Origin of the sequence: Bdellovibrio sp. HCB2-146, assembly GCF_047345725.1 — a bacterium.
Classification (GTDB): domain Bacteria; phylum Bdellovibrionota; class Bdellovibrionia; order Bdellovibrionales; family Bdellovibrionaceae; genus Bdellovibrio.
In genome coordinates this window covers 737,105-752,722 of the sequence record NZ_JBLEQP010000001.1, presented here as the reverse complement: position 1 = coordinate 752,722, position 15,618 = coordinate 737,105, and the positions used below count along the sequence as shown (strand labels likewise).

The window sequence follows — 15,618 nt, the reverse complement described above, 5'->3', positions numbered from 1 at the left end:
AGCAGCCTCCCCTGTCCCTCTCAGTTTCATGCAAGAGCAGGGGAGAACAAAGTTACTGAAAAGAAAGTCTAGGCGTGGGCCTCTGTCAAAAGTTGTTCGGCGTGAGCCAGAGAAGTTTTTGAAATCTTCTCACCGGAAATCAAACGCGCCAATTCTTGAACACGGTCCTTTTTCTTGAGTTCTGACACAAGCATCGCCACCGAATCTGTTTGCGGAGACTTTTGGATAAAGAAGTGAGAATCACCAAATGCTGCCACTTGTGGCAAGTGAGTGACACAGATCACCTGTTGTCCTTTAGCAATGGTCTTCAGTTTACGTCCCACTTTCTCTGCCGTTTCGCCAGAAACTCCCGTATCCACTTCATCAAAAAGATAAGTGCGGGGTTGGTGGCTCGAGCCGACAACGCGTTTCAAAGACAACAAGATACGTGACAGTTCACCACCCGAAGCAAACTTCGCCAATGGACGTTTCACGTCTTTAGCGGATGTTTGACTCATAAATTCCGCATCCGTTAAACCCGTCGCGGAAAGCTCTTTCAAAGCTTCCAGATTTACGTGGAAAGTAACGCCCTTCATGTTCAGATCCAAAAGTTCTTCATTCACGCTTGCCGCAAGAAGCTCGGCTCCTTTTACGCGACGTTTGTGAAGATCTGCACCCAGAGCTTCCAATTCTTTACGAATCGCTGAAGCTTCTTTTTTTAGGCTTTCAATCTTGCTCTCTGAATTTTGTAAATTCGAGATTTCGATTTCCATTTCCATCAGGGCTTTTAAGATATCGTCAACGCTGGAGCCGTATTTCTTTTGCAACTTACGCAAGTCACTCAAGCGGCTTTCAACCTCTTCCAGGCGTTGTGGGTCAGCATCAATCTTAGAAGAGTACTGGCGGAGTTCGTAGACACTTTCATCAATCAAGGCTTTGGCTTGCTCAAGATTCTCAAGCTTAGAGGCGATTTGCGGATCCAAGCTTGCAAGTTCCAATCCCTTTTTGAGCACTGTATTTAAGCGCGTGATGGCTGAATCATCGTCTGTGTAAAGAGCTGCCTCAGCTTGATCCACGAAATTGCCGATGCGGCTGGAGTTCTTAAGTTTTTTAACTTCGATTTCAAGTTCTTGGTCTTCACCTGGCGATAGATCTAAATTTGCAATCTCATCACGTTGATAAACCAAGAAATCCAGGCGCTGGGCTTTTTGTTTAGCATCGCTTTCAAGTTTTGTGATTTCCTCAAAAATCGCGTTGTAGCGCGCGTATTTTTCACTGAAAAGTAAGCGTTTATCCCAGGTACCTGCATACTGATCCAAAAGATCCAAGTGGTAAGCTTTCGACATCAAGTTGCGATTTTCGTGCTGGCCTGTCATTTCAATCAAAGGAGCCGCATGACCTGCGAGTTCTACAAGGGGAGCGACTGTATCACGAAGGCTGTTTAATGTGCTCAAAGAGCCATTCAGGTAAACTTTCGATTTATCACCAGCGCTCAACACGCGGCGAACAATCAAAGTGTCCTCGTCAGTTTCAATGCCCATGGCCTGAAGATTTGCGACGATATCAGGACGTTTACTTAAATCAAAAGAACCTTCAATTGTTGCTTGGGAAGCGCCCGTGCGAATTGTATCGCTTGAAGACTTGCCACCCATAAGCAGCGCCAAGCTTTTTAAGAGCACGGATTTTCCAGCACCTGTTTCACCACTTAAAATGTTCAAACCATTTTTAAACGAGATATGCAGGTTCTCGATAATTGCGAAATTAGAAACTTTCAATTCTAGTAACATCGTATCCCCCTCCGGGCCGAATAAAACTAATTGCGATCGCCGAATTTCAACTTTTCACGTAGTAGGTGGAAAAAGTTGTGATCTGGCTGGCGAACCATCCAATGATCATAACAAGAACGTGTTAGCACGACTTCATCATCGGCTGTAATTTCCGTCATTTTTTGTCCGTCCACGATAAAATGCGCCTTCTGCGTTTTACCGTCCAATTTAAACGACAATTCTTTATTGTCTGGGAAAATCAGCGGACGGGACGTCAAGCTGTGAGGTGCGACTGGCGTCACCACAAATACCGGCGACTCCGGATGCAGAATGGGTCCTCCCGCAGCCAAGTTGTACGCCGTAGAGCCTGAAGGACTGGCGACGATAAAACCATCGGCCTTCACTTCGCTCACTAAAAACTTTTCAGAATAAATCGCTGTGTTGATCAATTGAGACATGGAGCCTCTTTCAATCACTACGTCATTCAGCGCATGGTACTCGTTTCGCACTTTTCCTTTACGCAAGATTTTTGCAAAGATCATCGAGCGTGGGCGCAAGTCCATTTTCCCTTTAAGAGTCGCATCAATGGTCGCAAACACTGAATCAACTGGATGCGCTGTCAGGAAACCCAACGAGCCCATGTTAAAACCTAAAATCGGAACGCTACGGCCTTCCAAATTACGAACGGCACGCAAATAAGTTCCATCACCACCTAAAACAATCACCAAACCGACTTTGTCGAGTTGGCGTGCACCTTTGATGGCTTTTGTTCCTGGAATTAATTTTTGATCAGGAGCCGTCATAACATCGTGACCTTGATCTTTCAGGTACTCCGCCACTTTCTTAGCGAGAGAAACCGCCTGAGCTGTTTCCAGACGGTATACGATCGCAATGCTATGATCCGGATTTAACGTCCATTTGCTTTTAGGTTTCGCGTTCGCTGTCATCTTAGATCAATCCATCTCTTCTCAAAAGTGCGTTTGGATCTGGCTCACGTCCACGGAAACGTTTGTAAAGTTCCATCGGATGTTCCGTACCGCCACGGCTCAAGATATTGTCTTTAAACTTCTGAGCGACTTCTTGGTTAAAGAGGCCTTTTTCTTTGAAGTATTCAAAGGCATCGGCATCCAAAACTTCCGCCCATTTGTAAGAATAATATCCGGCAGAGTAGCCCCCTGCAAAGATGTGACTAAAGCTGCATGAGTTATTTGTGCCTTCGAGCTTAGGGAAGAGACGAGTTTCGGCCGTTGCTTGTTCTTCGAACGCATCCACGTCCGTGATTGATTTCGGATCCGCCGTGTGCCATGCCATGTCCATCATACCAAACTGCAATTGACGGCAGCTCATCCAACCAGCTTGGAATTTTTGCGACTTCTTCAATTTCTCGATTAAGTCTGCTGGCATTGGAGCGTTTGTTTCATAGTGACGAGCAAAAAGGTCCAAGCCTTCTTTTTCGCCCACCCAGTTTTCCATGATCTGAGAAGGAAGTTCGACGAAGTCCCAGTAAACATTCGTTCCCGACAATGAACGGTAGTGGCAATCAGACAACATGCCGTGCAAAGCATGACCGAATTCATGGAACAACGTGCGCACTTCATCGTAAGTCAAAAGTGACGGCTTCGTTGGAGTCGGTTGAGTGAAGTTACATACGATGCTGACGTGTGGACGACGCATTTTTCCGCCCAAGTAGCCTTGGCCACGGAATTCCGTCATCCAAGCGCCGCCTTTTTTAGTCTCGCGTGGGAAGAAGTCTGTGTAGAACAATCCAACATACTTGCCAGATTTTTCTTCGTAGATCTCGTAAGCTTTTACTTCGGGGTGATAAACTGGAATCGAAGAATTTTCTTTAAACGTCAAACCGTAAAGCTTCTTTGCGTGAGCAAAAACACCTTCCACGACGTTTTCAAGTTTGAAGTACGGACGAAGATCTTCTTCATTAAATGCGTACTTTTCTTCTTTCAACTTTTCAGAGTAATAAGCAAAGTCCCAAGGTTTGATATCTGTAAGGCCGTCGATCTTTTTTGCAAAGTCTGCAACTTCGTTCAAATCACGTTTGCCGGCATCCTTAGATGCCTTCAAAAGTTTATTCAAGAATTCGCGAACCGTGTGAGGGTCTTTAGCCATGCGTTCAGCTAAAACAAAATCAGCATGAGTCGCAAAACCCAAAAGTTTCGCACGACGATCACGAAGTGTGACGATTTGTTTAACGATGTCTTGGTTGTCAAATTCGCCTTTGTAAGAACGAGAAGCATAAGCTCTCCACAATTTCTCACGAAGTGTTCTGTTTTTAGCGTAAGTCAAAAACGGCAAGTAACTTGGGATTTGCAAGTTAAAGAGCCATTTGCCTGGCTGACCTTTAGCTTCCGCCATGGCAGCAGCACCTTCAAGAGCGCCCTCAGGCAAACCTTCAACGTCAGCCTTGTCTGACAAAATCATTTCAAACGAATTTGTCGACTTCAAAACGTTCTCAGAAAATTTAGGTCCAAGAACAGACAACTCTTGATCGATCTGACGAAGAGTTTCTTTGTCTTGACCTGTTAACAAGGCCCCATTGCGAGTGAATGACAAATAAGTTTTCTCAAGCAAGCGTGCTTGTTCTTTGTCCAACTTCAAATTCGCGCGGTCATCATAAACGGCTTTCACGCGTTTAAAGATTTCTTCATCTAATGCAATATCAGAAGAAAGAGCTGTCAGTTTTGGATAGATTTCTTTAGCCAAGGCTTGCAGAGCTTCATCGGCGTTTGCGACTTCCAAGTTGCCATAAATGCCTGCCACGCGATCTGAAAGCTCAGACGCTGCTTCCAAAGCAACGATTGTGTTTTCAAAATCAGGTTTTGCCGTATTTGCTTTTAAAGCAGCGATATTTTTTTTCGCTTGAGCGATCGACTCGTCAACAGCCGGAAGGAAATGCTCAACTTTGATCTTATCAAATGGCACGGCTTCATCGAAGGCTGTAAAGGGATTTAAGAAGGGATTGCTGGTATTAGACATGTGTTTCTCCCGTGTTAGAATTCATCTTCTTTTCTTTCACGAGACAGAGGGAAAATAAAGGAAAAACGGGAGAGTTTTACAGAGCGGAATTGAAGGTATCAAAGAGTGAGCTGTGATGCGGCATTTCTGAGGCGAAAACCCCACTAAAATCCGCACTGGTCGCGTCAAAAATGGATCGGGCCCTTGGTGGTTTGATCCGTCCAAAGGCCCTGTAAATTGCGGCGTAAAAGTCGAAAGAGGGGCGCCGCACCCACTCTAGTAATTTACTAAAATTATTGAGTACAGATACCGAGGTTTGAGTTTGCAGCCGTTGGACGGCAAACAAGACCACCACCGCAACTATTTGGAACATTCAAATAGCAAGATTGCGCCAAGTTCTGAGTGCAAGAAGGACCTTGATAAGCATTCACGTTTGAAAATTGTGGGTAGTTGTTCGGGTAGTTGTAACCAGGGTATGTGTATGTGTTGTAGTATGGGTAACCACCAGCACCACCCCATGCGCCTGCATAGATGTTACCGAAGTTCCAGTAGAAGTAAGCGCCTACATAAGGTTGGATGTATGTGTTACGAACGCAACCCAAACCCATTGTTCCGTTATAAGCAGGAATCGAACCGTATGGGCAGTTACAGAAACCATTTTGTGCAAAATAGTTCACGTAGTTGTAACCGTTGTTATAGGCATAAGGATATGCCGACCAACCTGGATACTGATTGTAACCGTTATTCGGGCAGTTCGCTTGACCATTGATACATTGAAGTTCCAAAGGGCTCACAGCAGTTTGACCACCGCCACCACCATCATCACCACATGCAACTAAAGCCAGAGTCGTTAGCATCACGCAAAATAGCTTTTTCATAGGATAAGCTCCTTAAAAATTAATTCCGGTATTTACCATTCCAAGTTCTGTGCCTTTTTGAGACTCTGTGAAACCCTTGTAATTTTGAGATGAGGGCACCTTTTTTCAGTTTGGGTGACAAAAGCGGTCACCCTGCGCCGCAAAAGGCTCCGCAAAACCAAAAAGTGAGCAGAACTTTCTGGCCAGTTTTGCTATTCGATGGCAGGCTTAAATGGATAAATCGAAAGGAGTCGATCATGAAATACATCGGATGTGTTTTGGTCCTTCTGTGCGGATCTTTGGCAATGGCCGCTATCCCGGCAAAAAAGGCAGCACCTAAGGTAAATAGAATTCTCTCTGGCGAAGGTTCCACATTTGGCGGATTGGCCGGAGCCGGTTTCACCCTTTTGGATGTGCGCCGTACTGCCGACACAAAAAAGAAACTTGAACGTTTGGTTATTGATGTTGGTGACCAAAACGGGGCTCCTCAAAAAGGTTGGCCAGGTTATTACTTCGCAGAGCTTAAGAAAAATCCACAACGCTTGGTCTTGGATTTTGCGCAGATGCCGAAATCAAAACTGAACGAACATCAGATCGCAGCTCGTATGAAAAACTCTCTGGCAGTTCGCGGAACTTCGTTGAGCATGGATCCAATCGACAACTCTTTACTTTTGAGCTTTGACTTGAAACCGAAATCAAAAGTTCGTGTTTATCAAGTGGCTGGTAAAAAAAGTACGAGCAAAGTCGTTATTGATATCGTGGCGGAATAGTCGTGAAATTTTCGCTCTGGCTTATTCTTTTCTTAATTCCCTTTTCTGCTGAGGCAAGAGTCTTTAACTTCGGTAAAGAAAGCTTTGCTGCGTATTTCGGTGGAACGGCTGGACAAACCGGTCTGGGTAAAGGAGCTGTCGAAGGGGAGAGTGGAGCGAATATTACTTTCTCGGGCGAATCCAAAACGGCTTACTCGGGAGAGTTTGGATTTGTCTATTCTCGACCGCAAGTGAGTTTTCGTTTCGGCTTTGAGATGTTAAGTCCTGCCAAACTTGATGGCAGCACAGCCAACAACGGAACGACAGATCTTTATTCGGTTGATTCAGATGTCTTGGGATATTTACCCAAGCTTGCCGTCGATGTGAATCTTCGTGGCACGGGCAGCAGCCGCAGTTATATCTCAGTCGCTGTGGGTTCTGCATCAGTGACGATGAAAAACGATTACACCTTCACAGCAGCAGGTTCGGGCGCGTTCCCAGGCAGTGAGACGGCCACGGAAGCAAAGGGAACTGCTATCATGTATTCCGCAGCCTTTGGTCACGAGGCTTTGATGACGGATACCACGACGGTTCTTTGTGAGCTTGGCTATCGCAGTTTGAAGATCGATAACTTGGCTTACTCAAAAGACGTCACGATTTTCAATCAATCGCACACCAGTGGCGATAAGGTCACGGATTCTTCTGGATCACAGAGATCCCTTGATCTTTCGGGCCTTTTTATTGGCCTGAGCTTCCGCTTTTATCTCTAGTTTAATTACACCTCAGCAAGAAGCCTGCAAAAGTGGGCTTTTCGCGTGCAGATTCTTCATAATCCGCTACATTTTTTGTCCGACCGGACGCCTTTGTGCTAGAAGAACGCCCATTAAGAAGTCATAAATGGGGAGTCAAAGGCTATGAAAAAACGCTTACTTTTTTGGGTCACCTTTCTTGTTTTCGCACTAAGATTTGAAACAGTTCATGCTTACTTGGTGGCGTTTGAGCCGGCTAAGCTTCGTGAAGGTGTTCAAACGGACGTTTTTGTTGCTGGTTTTGGTGACAATCAAGGAACCCAATTTCTAAAGGCCGCGATCTTGGCTGCGAAAGTTTCACGCGATCGCTTCCCACAACGTCAACGTGTTATTATCAGTGCCTTGAATGGTTCGATGGGAACTGAAACTTCCATGCTGAAAAACGCAGGTATGACAGTTCGTCGGGCTGATGAAGATGATCTCAATAAAAGCCGTCTTGTTCGCTCTCTCCAAAATCTATCCGTTCCAGTTTCTTCATTGCAGTTCTTTGGCCACGCGAACACTTACAACGGTTTTCGCCTGCAAGAAAGATCAGATCGCATTTCTCAAGAAGATGAAGAATTCAGAGCCATTGGTTCTGTGCTTGCGAAAAACGCGATCGTCGTTTTCCACTCTTGCAACTCGGGTTGGTTGATTGCGCCAGCGGGTGCACGCATGTGGAATCGCCCGGTGTTTGGTTCGATGACAGGGTCTAATTTTCAAGAAATGATGAGTGACGGTCGCTGGTATTTCCATGATGAAGGCGACTATCCTTCCAACTTACGCCGTATTGGCTCTACATCAACTGTTGTGCGCGAATCAACAGATTGCAGAACAGGTAATTGCTTGCGCTTAAAGCCAGGTAATAAGCCTTATTCTGACAGCTTCGGTGAATTCAGTCGTGGTCTTGGATTCTATCGCGGATTTACAACGGCTGCCACTGCGCACCTGTTGCCACAAGCGATGGTGCATTTGACATTGCTCACTCCAAGTGAGTCACCATTGTCGTTGCAATCTTCTCGTGATGAATATGTAAAAGCTCTTGCTGATTGGATGTGTCCTCAGGATAAGAGCAACGACAAGCGCGAAGCTTGTACGGCTGCGATTCAAACACGCGCCTTTGAAATAAACCCCCACTTAAGTTTCTTCCGCGGAACTGCAGTGGCTTGCACGAATGATCGTTGCGGCACCCGCGTGAAGTGTACGATCTGGAAAAAAGTTTTGGGCCTTGTTCCGTGTTATACCGAAGACGTGTCAAGTGCACGTTCGACGGTATTCAGCGATCAATTGAAAGCCGCATTCAAAGGTTTTGATATGTTAGAAAAAGGACAGCTCTCTCTTTAGTGAGCACAGGCATTCCCCACGCGTTTGCTCAGGGAGCATATCGTGGGGAGCGCTCTTGACCAATCTTGTGTGTCTCGAAATACTCAAAGGCCAATTGCAAAGGAGTGCTTGTGAAACAAGCTATTTTTTCGTTCTTGGCAGCGAGTTTTTTAACTTTACCGGCAGTTGCTTCAACTTGTTTTAAGTTTGATGAAAACAAATCAGACAAAGTTCCGTCTTACATCTGGATCGTGAAGGAAATTTGTTTCGATAGTCACATGATTGTTTCAGATGAGCATCAAACCTACGTCACCATAAAGGGCCGATACGAGGTTCGTACTTCGCCAGTGAATTATCCCGACTTCATCCGAAGAGAATTCAATGGAAGTACCACTTACCCGAATGCTTACTTAAAATCCCTTCGTATCTGGAATCTTGATATGAGGGACAGTCTTTCTCGTAACCACTATTGGAAAAACAATACGATGGTAGTTGTGACCGGCGACCTTGCGAATCCCCAGTTAGGAATTTATGCCGAGGTCTTAGAGTTCAATCGTAGCAATTCGCAACGATATCAGGTTGTGTATTCTGTCTTAAAATAGTTTTAGTTATAAAGGCTGTCGATCTTCTCTTTGAAGCGTTGGTCGACGACTTTTCTTTTGACCTTCATGGAAGGTGTCAGCTCGCCACCTTCAACGGTGAATTCATTTGGAAGAACCGCGTATTTTTTAATGCTCTCAAAACTTGCGAGTTGAGAGTTGGCGTCTGAGACTGCTTTACGCATTAAATTTTGTACAAACGAAGATTCGACCAATTGTTCCCAGCTGTCGTAAGGAACATTGTTGTCTTTTGCTAGAGCTTCAACACTGGGACGGTCCAATGTTAGCAATGCGACGATGTACTTTTTTTGATCGCCGTGGATGTGAACTTGCGCGATGTACGGAGAAAGTTTTAGAAAACCTTCTAGGCGCTGTGGCGCTACGTATTTTCCACCGGCTGTTTTGATGAGATCTTTTTTGCGATCGGTGATTTTAAGATCACCACTTTGCAAGATCTCGCCGATGTCGCCCGTGTGGAACCAACCATCCGTCATAACTTCTTTCGTTGCTTCTGGATTGTTGTAGTATTCCTTCATGACCTTATCGCTCTTCACAAGGATCTCGCCATCTTCTGCGATTTTCAATTGCACTTCGCCAATCGGGCGACCTACGGAGCCGAAACGATAGTTGAAGGGTGTGTTCACTGTAATCGCCGCTGTTGTTTCTGTCAGGCCGTAACCTTCAAGAACCAAAATTCCAGCGGAATGGAAAAACAGAGCAATGTCTTTTGAAATCGGCGCGCCACCACTGATGGCAAACTTCAAACGCCCCCCGAAAGCGTCAGTGATTTTGCTCAAGACAAGCTTACGGGCAAGTTCATATTTAACTAGCAAATCTAATGGGAGTACCTGGCCGCTTAATTTGTATTCGCCGACTTCTTTACCCACACTTAAAGCCCATTCAAAAAGTTTGAGTTTCAGTTTTTGAGTTTGAATTTGTGCCCAGATCGCTGCATAGATTTTTTCAAAAATACGAGGAACTGACACCAAAATAGTCGGGCGGATGTCGACAAGGTTTGAACGAATTTTTTCCAAGTTTTCCGCAAATGCCATTGTGAAGCCGATATAGGTATGGCCCCAATGTTCAATGCGACCCAAGATATGTGCGTAAGGTAAAAAGCTTAGTGACGTATCGTCAGGGCTGACTCCACACAAAGGAAAAGCTTCCGAAACTTCGCTATAAGCTTGCAGATGAGTGAGAATCACACCTTTGGGACGACCTGTTGTCCCTGATGTGTAAAGAATGGTTGCCGTGTCAGAGGGGTTAAGCGAGGAACATAATTCTTTGAATTGGGCAGAATGACCTTTGCGGTAAGCTTCGCCCATTTCTTTGAGTTGCTTCCAGGAAACAACATTTTCATTCGGAGAAGTTTCTTCGAACACCAATGTTTTTTCAACTTTTGGGCATTTGCTTTTAACGCTTTCAAAAGTTTTAAAAGAGCCACGGCTTTCACAAAAGAGGAATTTTGCTTCTGAGTTGTTCAGAATATATTCCACGTCTTCTGCCGTGTTGTTTTGATAGATGGGAATAGTGATGGCTTTAATACCAAAGATTGCAAGATCTGTAATAGCCCACTCGTAACGAGTGTTTGCCATAATCGCTATGCGATCACCAGGACGGACTCCAAGTGATAATAGCGCAAATCCAATTGTTTCAATATCGTGATAGTATTCTTGCCATGACTTGGAAATCCAAGAGTCTTTCACCTTGAACTTAACAGCCACTCTGTGCGCATCACGTTGAGGAAAAGCAAGGATAGATTGTCCAAGAGTGGCGGTTTTTGACATGTGGAGAACTTTCTAATTACTTCAAAAGAAGTTCAATATTTTTCTTTTGATTCGCTGAGATATTCACTGTTGCTTCGGCTCTTAAACCAGTTGTCTTATTCACGACCTGAATCGTCACAGGAACGCCAGCTTGAATCGGGTAGTACTCACTGTCTCTTTTGATTTGCACAGGTGTTCCACCAATGCGCAACTCAGGATTAGCACCACCGTTAACAATGCGAATAAACAAATATCCAGTCGACTTCAAACGGCTGAGACTTCCTGTAAATGTGTAAGCCTCATATGTTGGAGTCACTGTACCTGTGAATTGTTCATAACCTTCAAGAACCAAACGAACTGAAGCCGGTGTGTTGGCTTTCAAAGTTGTACGGTAAGGTGTGTTTTCGCCAGTGTCTTGACCGTCGATATAAACACGCGCTTTATCCGGTTGACTGTAGATCGTCACCGCATAAGAAGGTGCTGTTGCTGCCATATCCACAGTATCTTGCGGAGGTGCTTGTTCTGGAGCCGTTGGCGCTGTCGTTGGTGCCAGACCTACATTTGGAGATGTCGGTCTGCGTGAAGGTCCTTGTGAAGTTGGCATGTAGTTTTCATAGGCCCACCAGGCACCAACACCGACAAGCATCAAAATCACAGAGCGCATTGCAAAGCTTGCGACTCGTTCCAATACGGACGGGCCCATTGCAACTCGATGCATCGGGTTTGGCGTGCGCGTATTTCCTGGGGCTGTTTTTGTATGCCCTTGAGTATGCGTGATAACGGATTCAGTACGGATACGAGACATCTTTGGTCTATTTGGATCTTTTAAGCTATCCAAATTTACGCGAATGTCTGTTGAAGTATCTAATTGCAGATTTTCTTCTCCATCGTTGGCTTCACCAGAAGCAGACGGAGGAGTGTAAATCATAGTTTTTTGAGTGCTGCCGCCGCGAACATCAGTCTGCGTAACAACAGTTTTATCGTCAGTGCTATTGTTTTGGCCCAAAGCTTGAATTTTTGCAAATTCCACAAGCTTTCTTTTTTGTTCCAAATAGACTGCTGCGAAAGCATTTTTCATGAACACGCTAAAGTCGTGCGGAGAGAATTCCGGATACTGTGTATTCAAGAAACGATTCAAATCACGGTGAAGAGCTGCCGCCGTTTGATAACGGAGGCTGCGGTCTTTCGCGAGTGCTTTATTAACGATGCGCTCAAGTTCCGGCGGAACGCTTGGATTGATTTTGCGAATCGCTGGAATTTGGCAATCACGAATTTTGCGCAAGATCGCAGCTTCACTGTTTGAAGTGAAGAGGCGGTCATTGGCAAGAAGCTCCCACAACACGATACCCAAAGAGAAAATATCCGTGCGCGGGTCAATGTTCTGACCGTCGGCCTGCTCGGGACTCATGTAGCCGTATTTCCCTTTAAGGGTTCCAGCTTTTGTGGCTTCGATTTGGGTTTCGGCTTTGGCGATACCGAAGTCGATAATTTTAACTTCGCCTTCAAAGCTGACCATGATGTTTTGTGGACTCATGTCACGGTGAACGATATTGAGCGGCTTACCAGTAGTACCGTCTAAAAGACGGTGAGCGTGGTCAAGACCTGCAGCAACTTCCTTCATCATGTAAGAGATTTGTTCAATGGTGAATTGGGTGTTGGCTTTTTTTAGTTCATTCAAGATTTGGCGAAGGTTACGGCCTTCCACATATTCCATAACCAAGAAGAACTGACCTTTTTCCACACCGAAATCGTAAATAGAAACAACGTTCCCGTGATTCAAGTTCACGGCGATCTTTGCTTCTTCTTTAAACATATCAATAAACTCAGGGTTGTCTGAGAATTGTGGGAGGATACGCTTGATGGCAACGAATTTATTAACGCCGACCGCACCTGTCGATTTCGACAGATAAACTTCGGCCATGCCGCCTGCAGCGAGTCTCTCAAGCAGAATGTATTTTCCAAAATGCTCTACTGAAGATTGAGACATGAAATCCTGTTCCCCTTTTGTGAGTCTATCGGTAAAATAGGAAGACTTCTTAAGGAGATAGCATATGAAATGGATAGGACTGACCGGAGGTATTGCTTGTGGCAAAAGCACTGTGGCCCAGCTCTTAGTCCAGCAATCCTATCCCTTGGTCGATGCGGACCGAATTGCTCGCGATGTCGTTGCCCCAGGAACTCCAGGACTTGAGTCTGTGATTCAGGCTTTTGGTCCAGATATACTGGCCCCCGATGGTTCCCTAGATAGAGAGAAACTGGGAGCAAAAATATTTTCTCTTCCTGAGCAGCGACGTAAACTCGAAAGCATTTTGCATCCCTTGATCAGGACTGAAGTCCAGCGTTTGCGTGAGGATCTGGAGCGCGCCGGTCATGTTTTGGCGTTTTACGATATTCCACTTTTATTTGAAACGAAGGCGCAAAGTCAGTTCGATGAAATCGTCGTGGTGACATGTAAACCTGAACAACAGCGCGAACGTCTGCGTAAGCGCAATGGTCTGAGTGGCGAGGAAATTGAGAAGCGCTTGGCCTCACAGATGCCGATGTCACTGAAAGAGGAACAGGCCAACTTCGTTTTGCATAACGACGGCGATCAAGCTCACTTGATGAAAGAATTTCAGCGTTTGGTCGACTGGTTGAAAACTCTCTCTGTCTAAAGTTTTGACGATCTGATCATTATTTTCAGTTTATTTTCGCTCGGTTCCTCTCGAGGAATTTCTGCGATATACGGTGTCCTTCAATCCTGGGGGATTCCAAATGAATAAAGCAATTCGCGTAACACTCTTTGTGGGAGGATTCGTTACAGTCATGGTGGCAACGGCTCCGACTGTTCTTGCTGCTCCTAAAACTGTAACTGATTCTTTGGTGCGTGGTTTGAGCTGTCAAAATCTGTCGGTGAATTCGATTTATAAAGCCATCCGTGAAGATGCCTTTGATGAATCTCGCAATATGCCCATCACAAATTGGGAATACAGCCACAATGGCATTCCGCTTGGCAATTGCTGGGCACTTTCAAGCACACAGCGTATGTTTTCTTATTTGGCTCGTTACAATGAATCAAACTCATTGAGCAATGAAGCGCGTGTGCAACTTGTTTTGGATATGGTTCGTCGTAGTACGCCCAAATTGGTTGAAGACTCCACTCAATCTGTTGAACGCGGTCGCAGTTATGTTAACAAACCGCAAGTGCGTGTCGTGAATTCGCCACTTAAAACTTATAAAGTTTTTGAAGTGGAAGGAGATTCGGTTAACAAGTCTTATGACTTCTGGTGGGCCTTGCGTGATGGGTTCGTTGCAACTCTGGCTCCGAAGCGTACTGTGAAGCGTGCTTTCCGTGATGATATTCAAGTCAATCAAGGCAACCACTTTTTCCGCGCGGGAAATTTAGGAATGGGATTAGGTGGCAGTCCGACGAGTGCTAAAGATAACTATGAGACCATCAAAACTTTGCTACGTAATTTGGATGGCAAACGGTTGACGTTGATGAATCTTCGTATGGAAAGAACGAATCAGCACATTGTGATGGCAAAATCTTACGTGAAGAATTCAAATGGTTTGATTGAGATCAAAGTTTACGATTCCAACCAGCCAGAGAAAGATCAAATTTTGACTTACAACAGCCGTACCGGTGTTTTCACATCTGAAGATATCGCGGGATTGTTCTATGGTCGCACCAATGCGAAATCTCGACCGCTGGGTGTTTTCATCGTGGATGAAGAAGAGCGCGGCGCTTTTGAACAAGCCATGTTGGCTCATTACCGCACTCGTTGTAACTAGTTAGTTTACAAATCCGCGGAGGAATTTAACCACGCGGATTTGCATTGTTCCCCATTTCAAATTGTAATCGCCAGTCTTTTTCTGATAGGCGTCCCCTGGGAATTTGGTGATATTTCCGTGATGGACCAAAGTATTTTTGGGGAAGTACATCACGTCTTTAATGCCTGCAATTGCGTGAGCTGCGCGAGTCAGTTCGTCGGTATCAATGGCCGGATCTTTTTCCGCATAAGCGAGAAATGTCGGTACGGTGATTTTGCGATAGACGTTCACCATGTTACCACCGCCGAATTTATTTGCCGTATAGTCGATCAACTTTTGAATTTGTTTGGAAGCATGAGGCGAATACAGCGGCGTCTCGTCTAAGTTTGCCGAACCCATCACGATATTGCCGTTCAAATGCAAGAAGCCACCAATGGCCATACCCACCGAAGGCAGCGCGCGGAGGTCAACTGCTGGCGCCCATAGCATGAGGGCTTCGGTGATTTCTGGATGCGAAAGAGCCGCCCAAATGGAGAGCAAACCGCCTGCCGAGTGACCTGCGAAAATGATTTTCTTGCCGAAACACTGAGCCATTTTGATGTTGGTGTTGATCTCTTTCATCCAGTCGCGGAAGCTCACGTTTTTAGCGCTGCTCCAGTCGCCTTCCCAGTGACCAGGAAGAAGAATACTGAGTGAGATATAGCCTTGTTCTTGGAACGTCGAATTGATGCCTTTAAAGAAATACGGCGATTCAAACATGCCATGGGTGAAGATCACGACGGTGTCTTTAGGAGTGCCATCGGGAATAAAGAGGCGGGGAAGGTGTTTTTCAGGAACCTTGAGTTTGATTTTCGCGTTCACATGCTCTGTGTATTGATCGACACAAGTCCATTGTTCCGGAGTTAAGACCGCTTCAGCCATAGCCGTCGAACCAGCAAAGACCATGATCAAAGCCGCTGCCAAGCCCTTACTCAAAGCGCCCTTATTTGTCGTCACACGAAGGCTCGTAAAAGCCCCAAAACGCCCTAAATACGCCATAAGCCGTAACATAAACACTCCACCTGTAAT

General features: G+C 45.5%; 13 protein-coding genes. 6 read left to right on the top strand and 7 right to left on the bottom strand.

The window, feature by feature from the left end; genetic code table 11:
* Window positions 1-68: 68 nt before the first annotated feature.
* From recN to ACLWOR_RS03685, 4 genes are all read right to left on the bottom strand, one after another.
* Window positions 69-1,766 (bottom strand): DNA repair protein RecN, encoded by a 1,698-nt coding sequence (gene recN / locus ACLWOR_RS03700; RefSeq protein ID WP_413939320.1) that lies wholly within the window; start codon window positions 1,764-1,766, stop codon window positions 69-71.
* Window positions 1,767-1,792: 26 nt separating this feature from the next.
* On the bottom strand, window positions 1,793-2,692 hold the full coding sequence (locus tag ACLWOR_RS03695; RefSeq protein WP_413939319.1) for an NAD(+)/NADH kinase: 900 nt from the start codon (window positions 2,690-2,692) through the stop codon (window positions 1,793-1,795).
* 1 nt (window position 2,693) lies between these two features.
* A complete protein-coding gene (locus ACLWOR_RS03690) occupies window positions 2,694-4,736 on the bottom strand; it encodes a M3 family metallopeptidase (RefSeq protein ID WP_413939318.1) in 2,043 nt (680 codons plus the stop codon).
* Between the two features lie 272 nt (window positions 4,737-5,008).
* Entirely contained in the window at window positions 5,009-5,593 is a 585-nt protein-coding gene (locus tag ACLWOR_RS03685; protein ID WP_413939317.1) for a hypothetical protein, read from the bottom strand.
* A gap of 236 nt (window positions 5,594-5,829) precedes the next feature.
* Between ACLWOR_RS03685 and ACLWOR_RS03680 the strand changes: the two genes are divergently transcribed.
* From ACLWOR_RS03680 to ACLWOR_RS03665, 4 genes are all read left to right on the top strand, one after another.
* Entirely contained in the window at window positions 5,830-6,342 is a 513-nt protein-coding gene (locus tag ACLWOR_RS03680) for a hypothetical protein (protein ID WP_413939316.1), read from the top strand.
* 2 nt (window positions 6,343-6,344) lie between these two features.
* A complete protein-coding gene (locus ACLWOR_RS03675; protein WP_413939315.1) occupies window positions 6,345-7,091 on the top strand; it encodes a hypothetical protein in 747 nt (248 codons plus the stop codon).
* 144 nt (window positions 7,092-7,235) lie between these two features.
* Window positions 7,236-8,453 (top strand): hypothetical protein, encoded by a 1,218-nt coding sequence (locus ACLWOR_RS03670; RefSeq protein ID WP_413939314.1) that lies wholly within the window; start codon window positions 7,236-7,238, stop codon window positions 8,451-8,453.
* A gap of 110 nt (window positions 8,454-8,563) precedes the next feature.
* A complete protein-coding gene (locus ACLWOR_RS03665; RefSeq protein ID WP_413939313.1) occupies window positions 8,564-9,034 on the top strand; it encodes a hypothetical protein in 471 nt (156 codons plus the stop codon).
* Window positions 9,035-9,036: 2 nt separating this feature from the next.
* Here the strand turns inward: ACLWOR_RS03665 and ACLWOR_RS03660 are convergent, their stop codons facing one another.
* Both ACLWOR_RS03660 and ACLWOR_RS03655 read right to left on the bottom strand, forming a co-directional pair.
* A complete protein-coding gene (locus tag ACLWOR_RS03660) occupies window positions 9,037-10,818 on the bottom strand; it encodes an AMP-dependent synthetase/ligase (RefSeq protein ID WP_413939312.1) in 1,782 nt (593 codons plus the stop codon).
* Between the two features lie 16 nt (window positions 10,819-10,834).
* Window positions 10,835-12,784, bottom strand: coding sequence for a protein kinase domain-containing protein (locus ACLWOR_RS03655; protein WP_413939311.1), 1,950 nt, complete (start codon window positions 12,782-12,784; stop codon window positions 10,835-10,837).
* Window positions 12,785-12,848: 64 nt separating this feature from the next.
* On the opposite strand from ACLWOR_RS03655, the gene coaE reads away from it, so the two are divergent.
* Window positions 12,849-13,451: a dephospho-CoA kinase gene (gene coaE / locus ACLWOR_RS03650; protein WP_413939310.1), complete on the top strand. Its 603-nt coding sequence runs from the start codon at window positions 12,849-12,851 to the stop codon at window positions 13,449-13,451.
* Between the two features lie 100 nt (window positions 13,452-13,551).
* Window positions 13,552-14,571: a hypothetical protein gene (locus ACLWOR_RS03645; protein ID WP_413939309.1), complete on the top strand. Its 1,020-nt coding sequence runs from the start codon at window positions 13,552-13,554 to the stop codon at window positions 14,569-14,571.
* On the opposite strand, the gene ACLWOR_RS03640 is transcribed toward ACLWOR_RS03645, so the two are convergent.
* A complete protein-coding gene (locus ACLWOR_RS03640; RefSeq protein ID WP_413939308.1) occupies window positions 14,572-15,600 on the bottom strand; it encodes an alpha/beta hydrolase in 1,029 nt (342 codons plus the stop codon).
* Window positions 15,601-15,618: the final 18 nt, after the last annotated feature.